This window comes from Enterobacter cloacae complex sp. P1B (assembly GCF_014982345.1).
Classification (GTDB): Bacteria; Pseudomonadota; Gammaproteobacteria; order Enterobacterales; family Enterobacteriaceae; genus Enterobacter; species Enterobacter bugandensis.
Genome location: NZ_JADCLF010000021.1, coordinates 1 through 20,763, shown reverse-complemented (window position 1 = coordinate 20,763; position 20,763 = coordinate 1). Strand labels below are relative to the sequence as shown.

At 56.9% G+C, this 20,763-nt stretch carries 19 protein-coding genes and 1 riboswitch; of the genes, 7 read left to right on the top strand and 12 right to left on the bottom strand.

What is annotated here, in order from left to right; translation table 11 throughout:
- Positions 1-61: 61 nt before the first annotated feature.
- On the top strand, positions 62-4,285 hold the full coding sequence (rpoC, locus tag INF77_RS22475) for a DNA-directed RNA polymerase subunit beta' (RefSeq protein ID WP_028015097.1): 4,224 nt from the start codon (positions 62-64) through the stop codon (positions 4,283-4,285).
- 58 nt (positions 4,286-4,343) lie between these two features.
- Here rpoC and INF77_RS22470 read toward each other — a convergent pair whose 3' ends face one another.
- The 10 genes from INF77_RS22470 to INF77_RS22425 form a co-directional block, all read right to left on the bottom strand.
- The gene (locus tag INF77_RS22470) at positions 4,344-4,661 is read right to left on the bottom strand and encodes a PTS lactose/cellobiose transporter subunit IIA (RefSeq protein ID WP_008503455.1); all 318 of its coding nucleotides are present in this window, start codon (positions 4,659-4,661) and stop codon (positions 4,344-4,346) included.
- Positions 4,661-4,969: a PTS sugar transporter subunit IIB gene (locus tag INF77_RS22465; RefSeq protein ID WP_010425948.1), complete on the bottom strand. Its 309-nt coding sequence runs from the start codon at positions 4,967-4,969 to the stop codon at positions 4,661-4,663. The genes INF77_RS22470 and INF77_RS22465 overlap by 1 nt, the downstream gene beginning before the upstream one ends.
- A 146-nt stretch (positions 4,970-5,115) precedes the next feature.
- Positions 5,116-6,657, bottom strand: coding sequence for a sensor domain-containing diguanylate cyclase (locus INF77_RS22460; RefSeq protein WP_193532279.1), 1,542 nt, complete (start codon positions 6,655-6,657; stop codon positions 5,116-5,118).
- 337 nt (positions 6,658-6,994) lie between these two features.
- A complete protein-coding gene (gene thiH / locus INF77_RS22455) occupies positions 6,995-8,122 on the bottom strand; it encodes a 2-iminoacetate synthase ThiH (RefSeq protein WP_150145496.1) in 1,128 nt (375 codons plus the stop codon).
- On the bottom strand, positions 8,119-8,889 hold the full coding sequence (gene thiG, locus INF77_RS22450; protein WP_028015100.1) for a thiazole synthase: 771 nt from the start codon (positions 8,887-8,889) through the stop codon (positions 8,119-8,121). The genes thiH and thiG overlap by 4 nt, the downstream gene beginning before the upstream one ends.
- Before the next feature lies 1 nt (position 8,890).
- On the bottom strand, positions 8,891-9,091 hold the full coding sequence (thiS, locus tag INF77_RS22445; protein ID WP_028015101.1) for a sulfur carrier protein ThiS: 201 nt from the start codon (positions 9,089-9,091) through the stop codon (positions 8,891-8,893).
- Positions 9,075-9,830, bottom strand: coding sequence for a HesA/MoeB/ThiF family protein (locus INF77_RS22440; RefSeq protein WP_150145494.1), 756 nt, complete (start codon positions 9,828-9,830; stop codon positions 9,075-9,077). Before INF77_RS22440 ends, thiS begins: the two co-directional genes overlap by 17 nt.
- Positions 9,823-10,458, bottom strand: coding sequence for a thiamine phosphate synthase (gene thiE / locus INF77_RS22435; protein ID WP_193532278.1), 636 nt, complete (start codon positions 10,456-10,458; stop codon positions 9,823-9,825). The genes INF77_RS22440 and thiE overlap by 8 nt, the downstream gene beginning before the upstream one ends.
- Positions 10,458-12,353 (bottom strand): phosphomethylpyrimidine synthase ThiC, encoded by a 1,896-nt coding sequence (gene thiC, locus INF77_RS22430; protein WP_041911590.1) that lies wholly within the window; start codon positions 12,351-12,353, stop codon positions 10,458-10,460. Before thiC ends, thiE begins: the two co-directional genes overlap by 1 nt.
- A 79-nt stretch (positions 12,354-12,432) precedes the next feature.
- Positions 12,433-12,542: riboswitch (TPP riboswitch) on the bottom strand.
- 54 nt (positions 12,543-12,596) lie between these two features.
- Entirely contained in the window at positions 12,597-13,094 is a 498-nt protein-coding gene (locus INF77_RS22425) for an Rsd/AlgQ family anti-sigma factor (RefSeq protein WP_028015105.1), read from the bottom strand.
- A gap of 95 nt (positions 13,095-13,189) precedes the next feature.
- Between INF77_RS22425 and nudC the strand changes: the two genes are divergently transcribed.
- The 6 genes from nudC to INF77_RS22395 all read left to right on the top strand — a co-directional run bounded on the left by nudC (position 13,190) and on the right by INF77_RS22395 (position 17,542).
- Positions 13,190-13,963 (top strand): NAD(+) diphosphatase, encoded by a 774-nt coding sequence (nudC, locus tag INF77_RS22420; protein ID WP_049138089.1) that lies wholly within the window; start codon positions 13,190-13,192, stop codon positions 13,961-13,963.
- Between the two features lie 38 nt (positions 13,964-14,001).
- Positions 14,002-15,066, top strand: a complete 1,065-nt coding sequence (gene hemE / locus INF77_RS22415; protein WP_193532277.1) for a uroporphyrinogen decarboxylase — start codon at positions 14,002-14,004, stop codon at positions 15,064-15,066.
- 9 nt (positions 15,067-15,075) lie between these two features.
- Entirely contained in the window at positions 15,076-15,747 is a 672-nt protein-coding gene (nfi, locus tag INF77_RS22410; RefSeq protein ID WP_010425928.1) for a deoxyribonuclease V, read from the top strand.
- Positions 15,748-15,788: 41 nt separating this feature from the next.
- Positions 15,789-16,379 carry a YjaG family protein gene (locus INF77_RS22405; RefSeq protein ID WP_022646712.1) on the top strand — a complete coding sequence of 197 codons (591 nt, stop codon included), beginning with the start codon at positions 15,789-15,791 and terminating at the stop codon, positions 16,377-16,379.
- Positions 16,380-16,565: 186 nt separating this feature from the next.
- On the top strand, positions 16,566-16,838 hold the full coding sequence (hupA, locus tag INF77_RS22400) for a nucleoid-associated protein HU-alpha (RefSeq protein ID WP_002445246.1): 273 nt from the start codon (positions 16,566-16,568) through the stop codon (positions 16,836-16,838).
- An 11-nt stretch (positions 16,839-16,849) separates the two neighbouring features.
- Entirely contained in the window at positions 16,850-17,542 is a 693-nt protein-coding gene (locus INF77_RS22395; RefSeq protein WP_028015109.1) for a DUF1481 domain-containing protein, read from the top strand.
- A 46-nt stretch (positions 17,543-17,588) separates the two neighbouring features.
- Here the strand turns inward: INF77_RS22395 and purD are convergent, their stop codons facing one another.
- Both purD and purH read right to left on the bottom strand, forming a co-directional pair.
- A complete protein-coding gene (gene purD / locus INF77_RS22390; RefSeq protein ID WP_045261355.1) occupies positions 17,589-18,881 on the bottom strand; it encodes a phosphoribosylamine--glycine ligase in 1,293 nt (430 codons plus the stop codon).
- A 15-nt stretch (positions 18,882-18,896) separates the two neighbouring features.
- On the bottom strand, positions 18,897-20,486 hold the full coding sequence (gene purH / locus INF77_RS22385; protein WP_193532272.1) for a bifunctional phosphoribosylaminoimidazolecarboxamide formyltransferase/IMP cyclohydrolase: 1,590 nt from the start codon (positions 20,484-20,486) through the stop codon (positions 18,897-18,899).
- Between the last annotated feature and the right edge of the window lie 277 nt (positions 20,487-20,763).

The following is a 20,763-nucleotide window of genomic DNA, read 5'->3' as shown; positions in this document are numbered from 1 at the left end:
GTCACTGGTGCCGGGTTAACCCCCGGCACCGGATTGTGCTAACTCCGACGGGAGCAAATCCGTGAAAGATTTATTAAAGTTTCTGAAAGCGCAGACTAAAACCGAAGAGTTTGATGCGATCAAAATTGCTCTGGCTTCGCCAGACATGATCCGTTCATGGTCTTTCGGTGAAGTTAAAAAGCCGGAAACCATCAACTACCGTACGTTCAAACCTGAGCGTGATGGCCTTTTCTGTGCGCGTATTTTCGGGCCAGTAAAAGATTACGAGTGCCTGTGCGGTAAGTACAAGCGCCTGAAACACCGCGGTGTGATCTGTGAGAAGTGCGGCGTTGAAGTGACCCAGACCAAAGTACGCCGTGAGCGTATGGGCCACATCGAGCTGGCGTCTCCGACTGCTCACATCTGGTTCCTGAAATCTCTGCCGTCCCGTATCGGTCTGCTGCTGGATATGCCGCTGCGCGATATCGAACGTGTTCTGTACTTCGAATCTTATGTAGTTATCGAAGGCGGGATGACGAACCTGGAACGTCACCAGATCCTGACTGAAGAGCAGTATCTGGACGCGCTGGAAGAGTTCGGTGACGAATTCGACGCGAAGATGGGTGCGGAAGCTATTCAGGCCCTGCTGAAGAGCATGGATCTGGAGCAAGAGTGCGAGCAGCTGCGTGAAGAGCTGAACGAAACCAACTCCGAAACCAAGCGTAAAAAGCTGACCAAGCGTATCAAACTGCTGGAAGCGTTCGTTCAGTCTGGTAACAAACCAGAGTGGATGATCCTGACCGTTCTGCCGGTTCTGCCGCCAGATCTGCGTCCGCTGGTTCCGCTGGATGGTGGTCGTTTCGCAACGTCCGATCTGAACGATCTGTATCGTCGCGTTATCAACCGTAACAACCGTCTGAAACGTCTGCTGGATCTGGCTGCGCCGGACATCATCGTACGCAACGAAAAACGTATGCTGCAGGAAGCGGTAGATGCCCTGCTGGATAACGGTCGTCGCGGTCGTGCGATCACCGGTTCTAACAAGCGTCCTCTGAAATCTTTGGCCGACATGATCAAAGGTAAGCAGGGTCGTTTCCGTCAGAACCTGCTCGGTAAGCGTGTTGACTACTCCGGTCGTTCTGTAATCACCGTAGGTCCATACCTGCGTCTGCATCAGTGCGGTCTGCCGAAGAAAATGGCACTGGAGCTGTTCAAACCGTTCATCTACGGCAAGCTGGAGCTGCGTGGCCTGGCCACCACCATCAAAGCCGCTAAGAAAATGGTTGAGCGTGAAGAAGCTGTCGTTTGGGATATCCTGGACGAAGTTATCCGCGAACACCCGGTACTGCTGAACCGTGCACCAACCCTGCACCGTCTGGGTATCCAGGCATTTGAGCCAGTCCTGATCGAAGGTAAAGCTATCCAGCTGCACCCGCTGGTTTGTGCGGCCTATAACGCCGACTTCGATGGTGACCAGATGGCTGTTCACGTACCGCTGACGCTGGAAGCCCAGCTTGAAGCGCGTGCGCTGATGATGTCTACCAACAACATCCTGTCTCCAGCGAACGGTGAACCAATTATCGTTCCTTCTCAGGACGTTGTATTGGGTCTGTACTACATGACCCGTGACTGTGTTAACGCCAAAGGCGAAGGCATGGTGCTGACTGGCCCGAAAGAAGCTGAGCGTATTTATCGCGCTGGCCTGGCCTCTCTGCATGCGCGCGTTAAAGTGCGTATCACCGAATACGAAAAAGATGCAAACGGCGAATTCGTTGCGAAGACCAGCCTGAAAGACACGACCATTGGCCGTGCCATTCTTTGGATGATCGTACCGAAAGGTCTGCCTTTCTCCATCGTCAACCAGGCGCTGGGCAAGAAAGCGATCTCCAAAATGCTGAACACCTGTTACCGCATTTTGGGTCTGAAGCCGACCGTTATCTTCGCTGACCAGACTATGTATACCGGCTTTGCTTATGCAGCGCGTTCAGGTGCATCTGTTGGTATCGATGACATGGTCATCCCAGAGAAGAAACACGAGATCATCTCTGAAGCGGAAGCTGAAGTTGCTGAGATCCAGGAGCAGTTCCAGTCTGGTCTGGTAACCGCGGGCGAACGCTACAACAAAGTTATCGATATCTGGGCAGCGGCGAACGATCGTGTATCCAAAGCGATGATGGATAACCTGCAAACCGAAACCGTGATTAACCGTGACGGCGTCGAAGAGCAGCAGGTTTCCTTCAACAGCATTTACATGATGGCCGACTCCGGTGCGCGTGGTTCTGCAGCACAGATTCGTCAGCTGGCAGGTATGCGTGGTCTGATGGCGAAGCCAGATGGCTCCATCATCGAAACGCCAATCACCGCGAACTTCCGTGAAGGTCTGAACGTACTCCAGTACTTCATCTCCACGCACGGTGCGCGTAAAGGTCTGGCGGATACCGCACTGAAGACAGCGAACTCCGGTTATCTGACGCGTCGTCTGGTTGACGTTGCGCAGGATCTGGTTGTGACTGAAGACGATTGTGGCACCCTCGAAGGTATCACCATGACCCCGGTTATCGAGGGTGGTGATGTTAAAGAGCCGCTGCGCGATCGCGTACTGGGTCGTGTGACCGCGGAAGACATTCTGAAGCCGGGCACCGCAGACATTCTGGTTCCACGCAACACCCTGCTGCACGAACAGTGGTGTGACCTGCTGGAAGCGAACTCTGTTGACTCTGTGAAAGTGCGTTCCGTTGTATCCTGTGACACCGACTTTGGTGTGTGTGCGCACTGCTACGGTCGTGACCTGGCGCGTGGCCACATCATCAACAAAGGTGAAGCCATCGGCGTTATCGCGGCACAGTCCATCGGTGAGCCGGGTACACAGCTGACGATGCGTACGTTCCACATCGGTGGTGCGGCATCTCGTGCGGCTGCTGAATCCAGCATTCAGGTGAAAAACAAAGGTAGCATCAAGCTCAGCAACGCGAAGTCTGTTGTTAACTCCGCAGGCAAGCTGGTTGTGACCTCTCGTAACACCGAGCTGAAGCTGATCGACGAATTCGGTCGTACCAAAGAGAGCTATAAAGTGCCTTACGGTGCGGTTATGGCGAAAGGTGATGGCGAGCAGGTTGCCGGCGGTGAAACCGTTGCAAACTGGGATCCACACACCATGCCGGTTATCACCGAAGTAAGTGGTTTCATCCGCTTTACTGACATGATCGACGGCCAGACCATTACTCGTCAGACCGACGAGCTGACCGGTCTGTCTTCTCTGGTGGTTCTGGATTCTGCTGAACGTACTACCGGCGGTAAAGATCTGCGTCCTGCACTGAAAATCGTTGATGCTCAGGGTAACGACGTTCTGATCCCGGGTACCGATATGCCTGCGCAGTACTTCCTGCCGGGTAAAGCGATTGTACAGCTGGAAGATGGCGTACAGATCAGCTCTGGTGACACCCTGGCGCGTATTCCTCAGGAATCCGGCGGTACCAAGGACATCACCGGTGGTCTGCCACGCGTTGCGGACCTGTTCGAAGCACGTCGTCCGAAAGAGCCTGCAATCCTGGCTGAAATCAGCGGGATCATCTCCTTCGGTAAAGAGACTAAAGGTAAGCGCCGTCTGGTTATCACCCCAGTAGATGGCAGCGAGCCGTACGAAGAGATGATTCCTAAGTGGCGTCAGCTCAACGTGTTCGAAGGCGAACGTGTAGAACGTGGTGATGTGGTTTCCGACGGTCCAGAAGCGCCGCACGACATCCTGCGTCTGCGTGGTGTGCATGCTGTTACTCGTTACATTGTTAACGAAGTACAGGACGTATACCGCCTGCAGGGCGTTAAGATTAACGATAAACACATCGAAGTTATCGTTCGTCAGATGCTGCGTAAAGCAACCATCGAAAACGCGGGCAGCTCCGACTTCCTGGAAGGCGAGCAGGTTGAATACTCACGCGTTAAGATCGCTAACCGCGATCTGGAAGCGAACGGCAAAATCGGTGCGACCTTCGCACGCGATCTGCTGGGTATCACCAAAGCGTCTCTGGCAACCGAGTCCTTCATCTCCGCAGCATCGTTCCAGGAAACGACTCGTGTCCTGACCGAAGCCGCTGTTGCTGGTAAACGTGATGAACTGCGCGGTCTGAAAGAGAACGTCATCGTGGGTCGTCTGATCCCTGCCGGTACCGGTTATGCGTACCATCAGGATCGTATGCGTCGTCGCGCAGCGGGCGAACTGCCAGCTGCACCGCAGGTTACTGCTGAAGATGCATCCGCGAGCCTGGCAGAACTGCTGAACGCAGGTCTGGGCGGTTCCGACAACGAGTAATCGTTGATGCCGTAAATAAAAAACCCGCCTCGGCGGGTTTTTTTATATCTGCATTTCTTCAATTCACTAGCGGGATGCGTCGATAAAGCTCAATCATATCGCCCGCCAGATCCTGAATAACCATTGCGTTCATCAGGTGGTCCTGAGAATGAACGGTGATCAGGTTAACAGGCAGTTTCCCGGTCCCTTCGTCAAGTCCAATAAGCTGCGTCTGGATCGTATGCGCGTGCTTCACATATTCGCGGGATTCTTCCATCGCTTTTTCAGCTTCGTCAAACTCACCTTTACGCGCCATCTGCAGAGCCGTCAGGGCCGCACTGCGGGCCGCACCGGCGTTGACCAGCAGTTCCATGATTGTGGTTTCTAAGTCTTCCATTATGACTCCAGCAGTTTAAGCGCTTTTTCCAGTACGGCATCGCCTTTCATCATGCCGTAATCCATCATGTCGATCACCGCGACCTTTTTACCCAGCGGGTCGGCCTGTGCCTGCAGTTTAGCCTGCTCGTATTTGACCTGTGGCCCCAGTAATACGATGTCGGCCGTCGCGATATTGTCTTTAAACTCCGCAACCGGAACGGCTTTAATGGTGACTTCAACCCCTTTTTTCTGCGCGGCATCTTTCATACGTTGAACCAGCATGCTGGTTGACATTCCCGCTGCACAGCATAAAACGATGTTCTTCATAATCAGCCTCGATCTACATGTGTTTATTGATAATTATCCTGCGCAGAGAGCTTCAACAACCGCTTTACCGCGATTGTGTGTCAGGCATCACAAAGAAAGCGGCATTTTTCTGAAACCGGTTACAATTCTTCGAGTAAGAGAGAAAGTCAGCCGACGGCATTGCGAACAATACGGTTTTTTCCCTGCTTTTTAGCACTGTAGAGCGCGTTATCAACGCTACCTACAAATTGTTCCAGCGGTTCGAAATGCCATTCACCCAGACCCGCGCTGAACGTGACGTGCAGATTTTCTTCCCGCCATGCGCGTCTTTCAACGGCGGTGCGCCATGCGTCAAGCAATGAAAATGCGGCAGCGATCTGCTCGGCCTGGAAAATTACCGCGAACTCTTCACCACCATAGCGATAGACCGAGACGTGGTGGGGTTGCATTATCTGGATCCCCTCGCGCGCCACGTTACGCAGGACAATGTCGCCGCTCAGGTGTCCCCACGTGTCGTTAATTGACTTGAAGTTATCAATATCAACCAGCGCCATCGCGAAAGGCTGGTGGGCATTTAATAATTCCTCCACATCGATATCGAACGCACGGCGGTTTTTGCAGCCGGTCAGCGCATCGTGAGTGGCCTGACGAACATACGCCATCTCACGCTCTTTATTGGACTGAATGGTGCGGCTCAGCATCGCTTCCAGACGCGGCGCCTGGCTCACATCGCCCGTTTTGATCGCATTGATAATGGTCATCAACACGGTACGCGAGGCATGACGCAGATAGAGGCCGAAGAGAATGATAATGATGGCCGCCAGCGCGAAACCCCAGCCTACGATAGTCGTTTCGTGTCGGGTGATATCGGTAAGCGTTGCGCCAGAGACCCTGTAGATGACAAACCAGTCCGGATTGGTAAATGAGTAGTAGTAATACCAGGCGTCGGTTTTCTTATCGTAAAGGTGGCCTTCGCCGCTGGTCATTTTATCCATCAGCGCTTCGCTGACGTACTGTTTGAAAAGCACGCCCGTATCAGGGTGCAGCACGACGGCGCCATCGCGTTCGACGACGAAGAATTCCCCCTGAACAGGGGCGACCATCTGACGCAGGGTGTAGCCCATTGACGTTAAGTCGAGATGAAACGCAATCGTACCTTTAAGTCGACCTTCTGGTGAAATTAACGGTTTATAGAGTGTGACCGTCGGATGACCGTTGAAGTAGTCCATATAGGGACGGGTGTAGTGGCTGAATATACTGGCTTCAGCATGGGCGACAAACCACGGACGCGTCCGGGGATCGAAGGTTTTACTCTTTTCCGTCTGGAGCACTTCCGGCGCGCGCAGATAATGTCCCTGCGTGTCTGCCAGCGAGATGGATGACACGGTCGGCATCAGGTTTTGCAAATGCATCATCATCTGCAGCCCTTGCGTCGGGTTGACGTTGAGGGTCTCGTTTAGCCTGTCATCGCGTGCAAAATACATCGCGGAGCGGCCCAGGATATAGTCGTTTTCACGCAGGATTGACTCGGTGTAGTTCACCGCAAGGTTATGGGTGAAATTGCCATTAATCTTATGATAGTCCTCAAGGAAATCCTTTCGTTGTGAAAGAGTTACCACGACCGCGATCAGCGCAAAACTGCACAGAATCCCCGCGAAGCTGAGCATAATGGGTCGGGTGAAAGAGAGCTTTTTGCTGTGAAGTGCCATGAGTTGTACATCGATCCTGATGGTGAATATTTTTCGTCTGCCGATATCCTCTCAGCATAGTCGCTGTCCTGCGGTTAGCGGTGAATTATACGGAACACGATTTCAGGCGAGATGATTTATCTTAAGAATCACTAAGAAATTCCTTATCCATACTTTTGCGCCCCTCTTATGCACGGAATCGGAGGCAGGGCGAAACGAGGAAGAAGCTTTTCGCCCTGGTCAGCATCCGTTGCTGACCTGATGACAATAAAAAACCGGACGATCGCTGACAATCATCCGGTTTTACCTTTCCGTAACGCCTCGATAATTTTCTACCGTGTTGCAGTGCGTTACATCGTCATTGCGAGGCTCTTCCCAGCCAGCTGTCCCAGTCTTTCCAGACAGGCTGTAAACCCTGTGCCGTCAGGGCGGCGGCAACAGCTTCCGGACGCCGTCCGTCATGCGGTGCAAACTGCTCCAGCTCCGGATGATCGTCTGCATACCCGCCAGGCTGCGTTTTGGAAAATGCGCTGACGTTGTTAATCGCCAGCGGGATGACGCGATCGCGAAACGCCGGGGATTCACGCGTTGAGAGCGATAACTCCACTTCCGGAGCCAGCAGGCGAAACGCGCAGATGGTCTGCACCAGCTGGCGTTCATCCATCAGCGAAGCCGGTTCAATGCCGCCTGCGCAGGGGCGCAGGCGTGGGAAGGAGATGGAGTATCGGGTCTGCCAGTAGTGCTGTTGCAGCCACAGCAGATGTTCTGCCACCATGTAGCAATCTACCCGCCAGCTATCGGAAAGCCCAATTAGCGCACCCAACCCGATTTTGTCGATCCCGGCGCGGCCCAGCCTGTCTGGCGTTTCCAGCCGGAAGAAAAAATCCTGCTTCTTCCCTTTCAGGTGATGCCGCGCGTACGTCGCCTCGTGGTAGGTTTCCTGATAGACCATAACGCCGTCCAACCCGAGCGTTTTTAACTCCGCATACTCGTCCTGCGACAGGGGCTGAACCTCCATCTGCAACGACGCAAACTCCCGACGTATCGCAGGCAGATGCTGGCGGAAATAGTCCATTCCCACTTTCCCCTGATGCTCGCCCGTGACCAGCAGAAGATGTTCGAACCCCATTTCACGAATAGCAGCACACTCGCGTGCGATCTCCTCTTCATCGAGCGTTTTCCGCTTGATGCGGTTGCTCATGGAAAAACCACAGTAGGTACAGTCGTTGGCGCACAGGTTCGAAAGATAGAGCGGGACGTAGAAGCTCACTGTGTTGCCAAACCGCTGCCGGGTGAGGCGCTGGGCGCGCTGCGCCATTGGTTCAAGGTAGGCGCTGGCTGCCGGCGAGAGCAGGGCCATTAAATCCTCCCGGTTCAGATGACGGGCATTCAGCGCGCGCTCCACGTCAGCAGTCGTTTTGCTGTTGATGCGCAGGGCAATATCGTCCCAGTTAAGCTCGCGCCAGCGCTCGGTAAACGTTCTCATGAGAGCGCCTCCAGAAAACCGGTCAGCGGGCTGGTGGCCTGTGCCTGAAAACTGCGCGAGCCGGGGCCGGACTCTCTGGCCAGTACGCCAGCCTCCACGGCGAGACGAAACGCACGCGCCATCATGACCGGGTCGTCGGCCACCGCAATGGCGGTATTCACCAGCACCGCGTCGGCACCCATTTCCAGCGCCTGCGCGGCATGGCTGGGCACGCCGATCCCCGCATCCACCACCACCGGCACGGTCGCCTGCTCGATGATGATCTCCAGCATCGCGCGGGTTTCCAGCCCCTGATTGGAGCCAATGGGCGCCCCCAGCGGCATGACGGCGGCGCAGCCGACCTCTTCCAGACGCTTACACAGCACGGGATCCGCGCCGCAGTAAGGCAGAACGGTAAACCCCTGCTGCACCAGCTTTTCTGCGGCTTTCAGGGTCTCGATCGGGTCGGGCAGCAGCCAGCGGGCATCCGGGTGAATTTCCAGCTTCAGCCAGCGGGTGCCGAGCGCTTCCCGCGCCAGCTGCGCGGCGAAAATCGCCTCCTCGGCCGTTTTCGCGCCGGAGGTGTTTGGTAAGAGCGTCACGCCTGCCTCCAGTAGCGGCGCAAGTATGGCATCGTTGTGCTGGCGCAGATCCACGCGCTTCATCGCCAGCGTCACCAGCTGGCTGCCACTTTCACGAATAGCATCCACCATCAGCTGCGGCGAGGCGAATTTGCCAGTTCCGGTAAACAGATGTGAATCAAATACTTTATCAGCAATACGTAACATCTCAGCCCCCTGCGATAACCTGAAACAGCAGGATCTGGTCGCCTTCATTGACCTGCTGAAGTTCCCACTGCTCGCGCGGCAGGATCTGTTGATTGAGCGCCAGCGCCGTTCCCGGCTTGAGCTGGCGCAATTTGTCGAGCAGGGCGGCAACGGTGAGACCGTCGTCGCACGTCATCGGCTCATCGTTAAACAGAATGCGCATTGCGGCCTCCGCATACCGGGCAGTGGCTGGCGCGGTGTAGTGCCAGATGGCGCCAGCCGCTGGAGCGGGCGTCGAACAGCCGGAGCGTGTTGCGTTCCGTCTCCATGCCGCTGAGCAGCTTGATAGCCTCCAGTGCCTGAAGGGTACCCATCACGCCCACCACCGGGCCAAGAATGCCTGCCGTGCGGCAGTTACGCTCCGGTTCAGCCTCGTCCGGCCACAGGCAGCGGTAACAGCCCTGCGCCCACGGCGGCGTAAGCACCATTATCTGCCCGCCGAAACCGACCGCGCTGGCGGTGATCAGCGGCGTGTTCTGTGCAACACAGGCCGCGTTGATGGCCTGACGCGTCGCCATGTTGTCCGTGCAGTCCAGCACCGCGTCGGCAAGGGCAACTTCACGTTGCAGCTCGTCTCCGCTAAGCCGCGTCTGGAGCGCAATCAGTTCGATATCCGGATTAAGCTGGTTAAGCCGCTGCCGGGTGATCTGCGCTTTAGGCTGGTTAACATCTTCAGTCGTGAAGAGGATTTGCCGTTGCAGGTTGCTGAGGTGCACCTCGTCGTCATCGGCCAGCACCAGCGTGCCCACGCCCGCACCGGCCAGATACAGCGCGGCAGGTGCGCCTAATCCGCCCAGGCCGACAATCAGTACCCGGCTGGCGAGCAGCTTTTGCTGCCCGTCAATGGCAATATCCTCCAGCAGGATCTGGCGGCTGTAGCGCATAAAATCGCGGTCATTCATCGCCTGCTCCTGCCAGCTGTAAAAGCTGCGCGGTGGCGGACCGCCAGTCTGCCGCCTGGGTGATAGCGCTGACGACGGCGATACTGCCGACGCCGGTCTCCAGCACCGCCGGGGCGCGTTCAAGGCTGATTCCACCGATGGCGACGGTCGGGTAATCGGCAAGGCGCTTAACGTGGCTCGCCAGCTGCGTCAGACCCTGCGGTGCAGACGGCATCTGCTTGGTTTGCGTCGGGAAAACGTGACCGAGGGCGATGTAGGAGGGGCGGGCCGCCAGCGCCACGTCGATTTCCATATCATCGTGTGTTGAAACGCCAAGGCGCAGGCCAGCCTGGCGAATGGCGTTCAGATCGGTGGTTTCCAGATCCTCCTGGCCCAAATGCACGCCGTACGCCCGGTGCTTAACGGCCAGCCGCCAGTAGTCGTTGATAAACAGGCGAGCAGTGTAGCGATGCCCCAGCGCGATGGCGGCGACGACGTCGGCCTCCACCTCTTCATCACGCTTATCTTTGATGCGCAGCTGGAGGGTGCGAACGCCGGCCTCCAGCAGGCGTTCGATCCACTCCACGCTGTCCACCACCGGGTAAAGTCCTAAGCGAAAGGGCACGGAGGGGAAATCGGGCTTGTACATTACGCCTCCTCTTTTTTGAGGTAAATTTCGCCGCCTCTGGCGCGGAAGGTTTCCGACATGTCCGCCATACCGACTTCAATGGTCTGCGCGGCGGCGTAATCCCGCACTTCCTGGCTGATTTTCATCGAGCAGAATTTTGGCCCGCACATGGAGCAGAAGTGCGCCACCTTGCCCGACTCCTGGGGCAGGGTTTCGTCGTGATAGGCGCGGGCGGTGAACGGATCCAGCGCCAGGTTAAACTGGTCTTCCCAGCGGAATTCAAAGCGCGCTTTGGACATGGCGTTGTCGCGGATTTGCGCGCCCGGGTGGCCTTTCGCCAGATCCGCCGCGTGGGCGGCAATTTTATAGGTAATCAGTCCCTGCTTTACGTCCTCTTTGTTGGGCAGGCCGAGGTGCTCTTTCGGCGTCACGTAGCAGAGCATGGCGCAGCCAAACCAGCCGATCATCGCCGCGCCGATCCCGGAGGTGAAGTGGTCGTAGCCCGGTGCGATATCTGTGGTCAACGGCCCCAGAGTGTAGAACGGCGCTTCGTGGCAGTGCTCCAGCTCCTCGGTCATGTTGCGGCGGATCATCTGCATCGGCACGTGGCCCGGGCCTTCAATCATCACCTGCACGTCATACTCCCAGGCGATTTTGGTCAGCTCGCCCAGGGTGTGCAGCTCGGCAAACTGTGCTTCGTCGTTAGCATCGCGGATGGAGCCAGGACGCAGGCCGTCGCCCAGCGACAGGGAGACGTCGTACGCGGCGCAGATTTCGCAGATCTCGCGGAAGTGCTCGTAAAGGAAGTTTTCCTGATGATGGGACAGGCACCACTTCGCCATGATGGAGCCACCGCGTGAGACGATGCCGGTCAGACGTTTCGCCGTCATCGGCACGTAGCGCAGCAGCACGCCCGCGTGGATGGTGAAGTAGTCCACGCCCTGTTCCGCTTGCTCCAGCAGCGTGTCGCGGAACGCTTCCCAGGTGAGGTTTTCGGCGATGCCGTTGACCTTCTCCAGCGCCTGATAAATCGGGACGGTGCCAATCGGTACCGGGCTGTTACGCAGGATCCACTCGCGGGTTTCGTGGATGTAGCGGCCAGTGGAGAGGTCCATCACCGTGTCCGCACCCCAGCGCGTGGACCAGACCAGCTTTTCCACCTCTTCTTCGATGGACGAGGTGACGGCAGAGTTGCCGATGTTGGCGTTAACTTTCACAAGGAAGTTGCGGCCGATAATCATCGGCTCCGATTCCGGATGGTTGATGTTGGCAGGGATAATCGCGCGCCCGGCGGCCACTTCGTCACGCACAAACTCCGGCGTGATGTTCTCCGGCAGGCGAGCGCCAAAGCCTTCACCCGGATGCTGGTGGCGCAATATTTCGCTGCGGATGCGCTCGCGCCCCATGTTTTCGCGGATGGCGATGAACTCCATCTCCGGCGTGACGATACCCTGGCGCGCGTAGTGCAGCTGGGTTACGCACTTGCCCGCTCTGGCGCGTTTTGGCGTCAGCAGGCCGGTAAAGCGCAGCTCGTCCAGGCCGTCGTCGGCCAGGCGTTCTTTGGTGTACGCAGAACTGCGTACGCTCAGTTCTTCGCAGTCGTTACGCGCCTCAATCCACGGCTGGCGCAGCTTTGCCAGACCTTGCTGCACGTTGATAGCAACATCAGGATCGCCGTATGGGCCGGAGGTGTCATACACCGGCACGGCTTCGTTGTCTTCATACTGGGGGTTCTCTTTGCTGCCGCCGATAAGCGTCGGGCTGAGCTGGATTTCGCGCATCGGCACGCGGATATCGGCCTGTGAACCGGTGATGTAGATGCGTTTCGAGTTCGGGAAAGCGGTGCCTTCCAGGGTGTCGATGAAGTGTTGGGCCTGTGCACGCTGTTCGCGGCGGGTCAGTTTTGTTGTAGACATAGCTCATTCCAGAAGTGAAGGACATGGCTTGTCAGACGACGGATGAAGCAAGAGGAGATCGCCCCAGGGGCGATACAACAGCAGCGTGACTCTTGTTCCCTTCGCAGGTATTAACCTGATCAGGTTCCGCGGATCCCGAATTAACGGTCTCAGCCCGTGCTTACACACTGGGCACTCCGACAAGAAAAATCCCCCTCCGCAGAGGGGCGACTGGTTGTAAATTACTCGTTAACGGTTAAGAACTCAAGCAGGGCGCGCAACGTTATCGCTGCTGCTGATATTCAGGTTGTTATCCAGTACGAGGGCGATGAGCTTATCTTCCAGCGTGAATCGCTCTTCCAGCGCTTCGCCCAGGTCGGACAGCGCCTGCTGGAACTCAAGATAGTTATCGTGATCGATGGCGTTCTCGAGCGTGGAATCGTAATAGTCCATGATCTGCTGGGTATTGGCTTCCAGCTGCGGACAGAGTTTGCTGGCCGCTAAATACGGCGTTGTCCCTTCCATTTCGCGGATAATGCGTTCATAAATGTTGAAATGGCCGTCGGAGAGGTAGTCGACAAGGCTCTGACAAAAATCATCCAGCGCTTTTTCGTTCAGCCGCATAAAGGATTCTTTGCCAGGCTTAAGACCGACCAGATTGTAATACGCCACAAGGAGATGCTTGCGCACATGTAGCCAGCGATCCACCAGGGTGTTACTTCCTCCAACGCGCTCAGTCAGGCTTTCCAGCTGGTTTAACATGGTCGACTCCATAAGGTTTAGAATGGGATCTGCTTATCCAAAATGTAACCACAATGCTAACAACATGTCAGTGAAGCGAAGGTAGTGCAATAGATATGGATCGTATTATTGAAAAATCAGATCTGGGTTGGTGGATCGTCAGCCACGAACAAAAATTATGGCTGCCCTCAGGAGAGTTGCCCTACGGTGCCGCGGAAACGTTCGATCTGGTGGGCCAGTCCGCGCTGAAGATCGGCGAGTGGCAGGGCGATCCCGTGTGGTTGATCCAACAGGCGCGCCGTCAGGATATGGGATCCGTACGTCAGGTGTTAGATCTTGACGTCGGCCTGTTCCAGCTGGCGGGGCGGGGCGTGCAGCTGGCGGAGTTTTACCGTTCGCACAAATATTGCGGTTACTGCGGCCACACCATGCACCCAAGCAAAACCGAATGGGCGCTGCTCTGCGGCCACTGCCGTGAACGCTACTACCCCCAAATCGCGCCGTGCATCATCGTTGCCATCCGCCGTGATGATTCCATCCTGCTGGCGCAACATACCCGTCATCGCAACGGCATTCATACCGTCCTCGCCGGGTTCGTCGAAGTAGGCGAAACGCTGGAGCAGGCGGTGGCGCGCGAGGTGATGGAGGAGAGCAGCATCAAGGTGAAGAACCTGCGCTACGTGACCTCCCAGCCGTGGCCGTTCCCGATGTCTCTGATGACCGCGTTTATGGCGGAATATGACAGCGGCGAGATTGTTATCGACCAGAAAGAGCTGCTGGAGGCGAACTGGTACCGCTACGACAATTTACCGCTGTTACCCCCTCCGGGAACGGTGGCGCGTCGCCTGATAGAAGATACCGTGGCAATGTGTCGGGCCGAGTATGAGTAGTGTTACACTGACGGACTGACGCAATAAGGAACTGCAAAATGACCGAACTGAAGAACGATCGTTATCTGCGTGCGCTGCTGCGCCAGCCCGTTGATGTCACCCCGGTGTGGATGATGCGCCAGGCGGGACGCTATCTGCCAGAGTACAAAGCCACGCGCGCGCAGGCGGGCGATTTTATGTCGCTGTGCAAAAACGCCGAGCTGGCCTGTGAGGTGACGCTCCAGCCGCTGCGCCGCTTCCCGCTGGATGCCGCCATTCTCTTTTCGGACATTCTTACCATTCCGGACGCGATGGGCCTGGGGCTCTATTTCGAAACCGGCGAGGGCCCGCGCTTTACCTCGCCGATCAAAAGCAAAGCCGACGTCGATAAGCTGCCGATCCCCGATCCGGAAGGCGAACTGGGCTACGTGATGAACGCCGTGCGCACCATTCGCCGCGAGCTGAAGGGCGAAGTGCCGCTGATTGGCTTCTCCGGCAGCCCGTGGACGCTGGCCACCTACATGGTTGAAGGCGGCAGCAGCAAAGCCTTCACCATGATTAAAAAGCTGATGTACGCCGAACCGCTGGCGCTGCATGCGCTGCTCGACAAGCTGGCGAAGAGCGTTACGCTCTACCTCAACGCGCAGATTAAAGCGGGCGCGCAGTCGGTGATGATTTTCGACACCTGGGGCGGCGTGCTGACCGGACGTGATTATCAGCAGTTCTCCCTGTACTACATGCACAAAATCGTCGATGGCCTGCTGCGTGAAAACGAAGGTCGCCGCGTGCCGGTGACGCTGTTCACCAAAGGTGGCGGCCAGTGGCTGGAAGCGATGGCGGCCACTGGCTGCGACGCGCTGGGCCTCGACTGGACCACCGATATTGCCGATGCGCGTCGTCGCGTGGGCGACAAAGTGGCGCTACAGGGCAACATGGATCCGTCCATGCTCTATGCTCAGCCTGCCCGCATCGAAGAGGAAGTGTCGACTATACTGTCTGGTTTCGGCCAGGGTGAAGGCCACGTCTTTAACCTCGGCCACGGCATTCATCAGGATGTGCCGCCTGAACACGCAGGCGTATTTGTGGAGGCGGTGCATCGGCTTTCTGCCCAGTATCACAAGTAAGGAGTGATTATGGATCTCGCGTCGCTACGCGCTCAGCAAATCGAACTGGCTTCATCGGTGATCCGCGAGGATCGTCTGGATAAGGATCCCCCGCAGTACATTGGCGGGGCGGACGTGGGGTTCGAGCAGGGCGGTGAAGTGACGCGGGCGGCGATGGTGGTGCTGAAATACCCGTCGCTGGAGCTGGTGGAGTACAAGGTGGCGCGTATCGCCACCACCATGCCCTATATTCCCGGCTTTCTCTCCTTCCGCGAATACCCCGCGCTGCTGGCCGCGTGGGAGCAACTCTCGCAAAAACCTGACCTCCTGTTTGTTGACGGGCACGGTATCTCCCATCCGCGTCGCTTAGGCGTCGCCAGCCACTTTGGTCTGCTGGTGGACGTGCCGACCATCGGCGTGGCGAAAAAACGCCTGTGCGGCGCGTTTGAGCCGCTTTCTGCCGAACCGGGCGCGCTGGCGCCGCTTATCCATAAAGGCGAGCAGCTGGCGTGGGTCTGGCGCAGTAAAGCGCGCTGTAATCCGCTGTTTATCGCCACCGGGCATCGGGTGAGCATGGACAGTGCGCTGGCGTGGGTGCAGCGCTGCATGAAGGGCTACCGGTTACCGGAGCCAACCCGCTGGGCTGACGCCGTTGCCTCTTCACGTCCGGCATTCATTCGTTGGCAGGAAATTCAGCCGTGATTCAGGTAAACTGCGGCTAATTTTCGATTCGAGACATCATCATGTTACAAAACCCGATTCATCTGCGCCTTGAGAAGCTGGAAAGCTGGCAGCACGTGACGTTTATGGCTTGCCTGTGCGAGCGCATGTATCCCAACTATGCCGCGTTCTGTAAGCAAACGGAGTTTGGCGAAGGCCAGATTTATCGACGTATCCTGGATTTGATCTGGGAGACGCTGACGGTGAAAGACGCAAAGGTGAACTTCGATTCACAGCTCGAAAAGCTGGAAGAGGCGATCCCGGCGGCGGACGATTACGACCTGTACGGCGTTTATCCGGCTATCGACGCCTGCGTGGCGTTGAGCGAGCTGATCCACTCCCGTCTGAGCGGTGAAACGCTGGAGCACGCCATTGAAGTCAGTAAGGCATCCATCACGACCGTCGCGATGCTGGAAATGACGCAGGAAGGCCGCGAAATGACCGACGAAGAGCTGCGTGCTAACCCGGCGGTTGAACAGGAATGGGACATTCAGTGGGAGATTTTCCGCCTGCTGGCAGAGTGTGAAGAGCGTGATATTGAGCTGATCAAAGGGCTGCGCGCGGACCTGCGTGAGGCCGGTGAGAGCAATATTGGTATAATTTTTAACCAATGAGACAACAAAACGTGATTTAACGCCTGTTTTGTCGCACCTCGACTCTTCCCTTCTGCCCCCCGTCTGGTCTACATTTGGGGGGCGAAAAAAAGTGGCTATCGGTGCGTGTATGCAGGAGAGTGCTTTTTTGGCATTTTCGTCGCACTCGATGCTTAGCAAGCGATAAACACATTGAAAGGATAACTTATGAACAAGACTCAACTGATTGATGTAATTGCGGACAAGGCTGATCTGTCTAAAGTGCAGGCTAAAGCTGCTCTGGAATCTACCCTGGCTGCTATTACTGAGTCTCTGAAAGAAGGCGATGCTGTACAACTGGTTGGTTTCGGTACCTTCAAAGTGAACCACCGCGCTGAGCGTACTGGCCGCAACCCGCAGACCGGTAAAGAAATCAAAATCGCCGCAGCTAACGTGCCGGCATTTGTTTCTGGTAAAGCACTGAAAGACGCAGTTAAGTAAGACGCGTGGCAGTGAACAGTTTTAACGAAGGGGCGGCAACGCCCCTTTTGTCATTCTGGCGTGGCACGCTCGCGCTGGCAGGCGTACTGTTGCTGTCTGCCTGTAGCCATGACTCCTCACTCCCCCCGTTTACCGCCAGCGGCTACGCTGACAACCAGGGCGCGGTCAGGATCTGGCGTAAAGATTCCAGCGATGAAGTCCATATGCTTACCGCGTTCAGCCCGTGGCATAACGGCAACACCTCGACCGCAGAGTACCGCTGGCAGGGCGATGCGCTGTCGCTGATTGAACTGAACATCTACAGCAAGACCCCCGAACACGTGAAGGTGCGTTTCGACGACCACGGCGAGCTGAGCTTTATGCAGCATGAAGTCAGCGGATTGAAACAGCAGCTTTCCAGCGATCAGGTCGCCCTTTACCGCTACCGCGCCGAACAGCTCCGTCAGACCAGCGACGCGCTGCGCCAGGGCCGCGTGGTGCTGCGCCAGGGGCGCTGGCATGCCGATGGCACGGTGACCACCTGCGAAGGGCAGACCGTAAAGCCTGAACTTGAATCCTGGGCAACCGAACACATTCAGCGCCGTCAGCGGCATTCGTCTATGGAAGTGAGCGTGGCGTGGCTTGAGGCGCCGGAAGGCTCTCAGCTGCTGCTGGTGGCGAACGAAGACTTCTGCACCTGGCAGCCGACAGAGAAAAGTTTTTGATTTAAGTTCCCTCTCCCTTGAGGGAGAGGGTTAGGGTGAGGGGAAATTACTCCCCCTGCTCCCGCGCAATAGCACGATAACCGATATCCTGACGGCTGAAGCTGCCGTTCCAGTGAATATCCGCCATCAGCGCATAGGCGCGTTTCTGCGCTTCTGCTACGGTCTGACCCAGTGCGGTCGCACACAGTACGCGGCCGCCGTTGGTGAGCACGCGGTCATCGTCAGCCAGCTTCGTACCGGCGTGGAACACCTTCGCGCCGTCAATCTCTTCCAGCGGCAGGCCGTGGATCTCATCTCCGGTGCTGTAGTTCCCCGGATAGCCACCCGCAGCAATCACCACGCCCAGAGACGCACGCTCGTCCCACTCTGAGGTTTTCTCGTCCAGCTTGCCTTCGCAGGCCGCCAGACACAGATCCACCAGGTCGGATTTCATGCGCAGCATGATGGGCTGGGTTTCCGGATCGCCGAAGCGGCAGTTGAATTCAATCACCTTCGGGTTACCCTGCTTGTCAATCATCAGGCCCGCGTAGAGGAAACCGGTGTAGGTATTGCCTTCCGCCGCCATGCCCTTCACGGTAGGCCAGATGATGCGGTCCATGGTGCGCTGATGCACCTCATCGGTAACAACGGGAGCAGGGGAGTAAGCGCCCATCCCGCCAGTGTTGGGGCCGGTATCGCCATTGCCCACGCGCTTGTGATCCTGGCTGGTGGCCATCGGCAGAACGTGCTCGCCGTCGACCATTACGATAAAGCTCGCCTCTTCGCCGTCGAGGAACTCTTCGATCACGATGCGGTGGCCCGCGTCGCCAAAGGCGTTGCCTGCCAGCATATCCTGAACGGCCGCTTCGGCTTCTTCGAGCGTCATCGCCACGATAACGCCTTTCCCGGCGGCCAGACCGTCGGCTTTGATGACAATCGGCGCGCCTTTTTCACGCAGGTAAGCCAGCGCGGGCTCGACGTCGGTGAAGTTCTGATACTCCGCCGTCGGAATGTTATGACGCGCGAGGAAATCTTTGGTGAAGGCTTTGGAGCCTTCCAGCTGTGCGGCACCTTCCGTTGGGCCGAAGATTTTCAGGCCCGCAGCGCGGAAGGCGTCAACCACGCCAATTACCAGCGGCGCTTCCGGGCCGACGATGGTCAGATCGATGTTCTCGGTCTGGGCAAAGCTCAGCAGCGCCGGGATATCGGTCACGCCGATAGCCACGTTCTGCAGCGCGGGTTCCAGTGCGGTACCGGCGTTACCCGGTGCCACGAAGACGGTTTTAACCTGCGGAGACTGCGCCGCTTTCCACGCCAGAGCGTGCTCGCGCCCGCCGTTACCAATCACTAATACTTTCATTTTCTGCTCCGGGAATTAATGGCGGAAGTGGCGCATGTCGGTGAAGATCATTGCGATGCCGTGTTCGTCGGCAGCGGCAATCACCTCGTCGTCGCGGATAGAGCCGCCAGGCTGGATCACACAGGTGATGCCCACCGCAGCCGCAGCATCGATACCGTCACGGAACGGGAAGAAGGCGTCAGAGGCCATGGCGGAGCCTTTGACTTCCAGACCTTCGTCACCTGCTTTAATACCCGCGATTTTCGCAGAGTAAACGCGGCTCATCTGGCCTGCGCCTATCCCGATGGTCATGTTCTCTTTGGCATAGACGATGGCGTTGGATTTCACGAACTTCGCCACTTTCCAGCAGAACAGTGCGTCACGCAGTTCCTGTTCGGTTGGCTGACGTTTGGTCACCACGCGCAGGTCGGCTTCTGTCACCATACCCAAATCGCGATCCTGAACCAGCAGACCGCCGTTCACACGCTTGAAGTCCAGGCTCGGCACGCGCTCCGCCCACTGGCCGCAAACCAGTACGCGCACGTTCTGTTTCGCCGAGATGATTTTCAGCGCTTCTTCGGACGCGGATGGCGCGATGATCACTTCGACAAACTGGCGGGAGATAATGGCCTGCGCGGTCTCGGCATCCAGCTCGCGGTTGAAGGCAATAATGCCGCCGAATGCGGAGGTCGGGTCGGTTTTGTAGGCGCGATCGTAGGCATCCAGAATAGAGGAGCTTACCGCAACGCCACATGGGTTGGCGTGCTTGACGATAACGCAGGCCGGCTCGCTGAACTCTTTCACGCATTCCAGTGCGGCGTCGGTGTCGGCAATGTTGTTATAGGAAAGGGCTTTGCCCTGAACCTGCTGTGCGGTCGCAACGGAGGCTTCCTTGACCTCTTCTTCTATATAGAAGGCAGCCTGCTGGTGGCTGTTCTCACCGTAACGCATATCCTGCTTCTTAATGAAGTTCAGGTTCAGGGTGCGCGGGAAGCGGCCAGAAGGATCTTTGCTTTCACCGTGGTAGGCAGGAACCAGGCTACCGAAGTAGTTGGCAATCATGCTGTCGTACGCGGCGGTGTGTTCGAACGCCTTAATCGCAAGGTCGAAGCGGGTTTCGAGAGTGAGGGAGCCGTCGTTAGCATCCATCTCATTAATAATGGCGCTGTAGTCGCTGCTCTTCACCACGATGGCCACATCTTTATGGTTCTTCGCCGCGGAGCGCACCATGGTTGGGCCGCCGATATCAATATTCTCAACCGCATCTTCCAGAGAGCAGCCTTCGCGGGCGACGGTCTGGGCAAACGGGTAGAGGTTAACGACGACCATATCGATAGGCGCGATATCATGCTGTTCCATAATGCCGTCGTCCTGACCGCGACGGCCCAGAATGCCGCCGTGCACTTTCGGATGCAGGGTTTTGACGCGTCCATCCATCATTTCCGGGAAACCGGTGTAGTCGGACACTTCGGTTACCGGCAGACCTTTATCTGCTAACAGGCGAGCGGTACCGCCTGTAGAAAGCAGCTCTACACCACGTGCGGAAAGTGCCTGAGCGAATTCGACGATACCGGCTTTATCAGAAACACTGAGCAGAGCGCGGCGGACTGGACGACGTTGTTGCATGGTAAATCCCCTGGATTTCACGATTACAGAGAGCGTTAGATGAATTTTCCAGCGAAAAACTCATCTAACACACCTGACGAGGCCTCCTTGTTAAGCGCGAGCATTTTAACGAAAACGTTTGCGCAACGCTCGCATATTTTCACTTTTTCGAAGCGCTGTGGATAACTCTGTGTGTAAAAGGGTATAAGGCGGGGTTTTGCTGGGGAATGCAGCAGTCAGTCATTTTTCTGTCATTTAGCGGTTGCGGCCCGCGGAGAACTCCCTATAATGCGCCTCC

Bases quoted from the DNA above. Each gene is read 5' to 3' on its own strand.
- INF77_RS22440 (WP_150145494.1), bottom strand. From the start codon at position 9,830: ATGAATGACCGCGATTTTATGCGCTACAGCCGCCAGATCCTGCTGGAG.
- nudC (WP_049138089.1), top strand. From the start codon at position 13,190: ATGGATCGTATTATTGAAAAATCAGATCTGGGTTGGTGGATCGTCAGC.
- INF77_RS22460 (WP_193532279.1), bottom strand. From the start codon at position 6,657: ATGGCACTTCACAGCAAAAAGCTCTCTTTCACCCGACCCATTATGCTC.
- purH (WP_193532272.1), bottom strand. From the start codon at position 20,486: ATGCAACAACGTCGTCCAGTCCGCCGCGCTCTGCTCAGTGTTTCTGAT.
- thiH (WP_150145496.1), bottom strand. From the start codon at position 8,122: ATGAGAACGTTTACCGAGCGCTGGCGCGAGCTTAACTGGGACGATATT.
- purD (WP_045261355.1), bottom strand. From the start codon at position 18,881: ATGAAAGTATTAGTGATTGGTAACGGCGGGCGCGAGCACGCTCTGGCG.
- INF77_RS22405 (WP_022646712.1), top strand. From the start codon at position 15,789: ATGTTACAAAACCCGATTCATCTGCGCCTTGAGAAGCTGGAAAGCTGG.
- thiS (WP_028015101.1), bottom strand. From the start codon at position 9,091: ATGCGCATTCTGTTTAACGATGAGCCGATGACGTGCGACGACGGTCTC.
- nfi (WP_010425928.1), top strand. From the start codon at position 15,076: ATGGATCTCGCGTCGCTACGCGCTCAGCAAATCGAACTGGCTTCATCG.
- hemE (WP_193532277.1), top strand. From the start codon at position 14,002: ATGACCGAACTGAAGAACGATCGTTATCTGCGTGCGCTGCTGCGCCAG.
- thiG (WP_028015100.1), bottom strand. From the start codon at position 8,889: ATGTTACGTATTGCTGATAAAGTATTTGATTCACATCTGTTTACCGGA.
- thiE (WP_193532278.1), bottom strand. From the start codon at position 10,458: ATGTACAAGCCCGATTTCCCCTCCGTGCCCTTTCGCTTAGGACTTTAC.
- INF77_RS22425 (WP_028015105.1), bottom strand. From the start codon at position 13,094: ATGTTAAACCAGCTGGAAAGCCTGACTGAGCGCGTTGGAGGAAGTAAC.
- thiC (WP_041911590.1), bottom strand. From the start codon at position 12,353: ATGTCTACAACAAAACTGACCCGCCGCGAACAGCGTGCACAGGCCCAA.
- INF77_RS22470 (WP_008503455.1), bottom strand. From the start codon at position 4,661: ATGGAAGACTTAGAAACCACAATCATGGAACTGCTGGTCAACGCCGGT.
- INF77_RS22465 (WP_010425948.1), bottom strand. From the start codon at position 4,969: ATGAAGAACATCGTTTTATGCTGTGCAGCGGGAATGTCAACCAGCATG.
- hupA (WP_002445246.1), top strand. From the start codon at position 16,566: ATGAACAAGACTCAACTGATTGATGTAATTGCGGACAAGGCTGATCTG.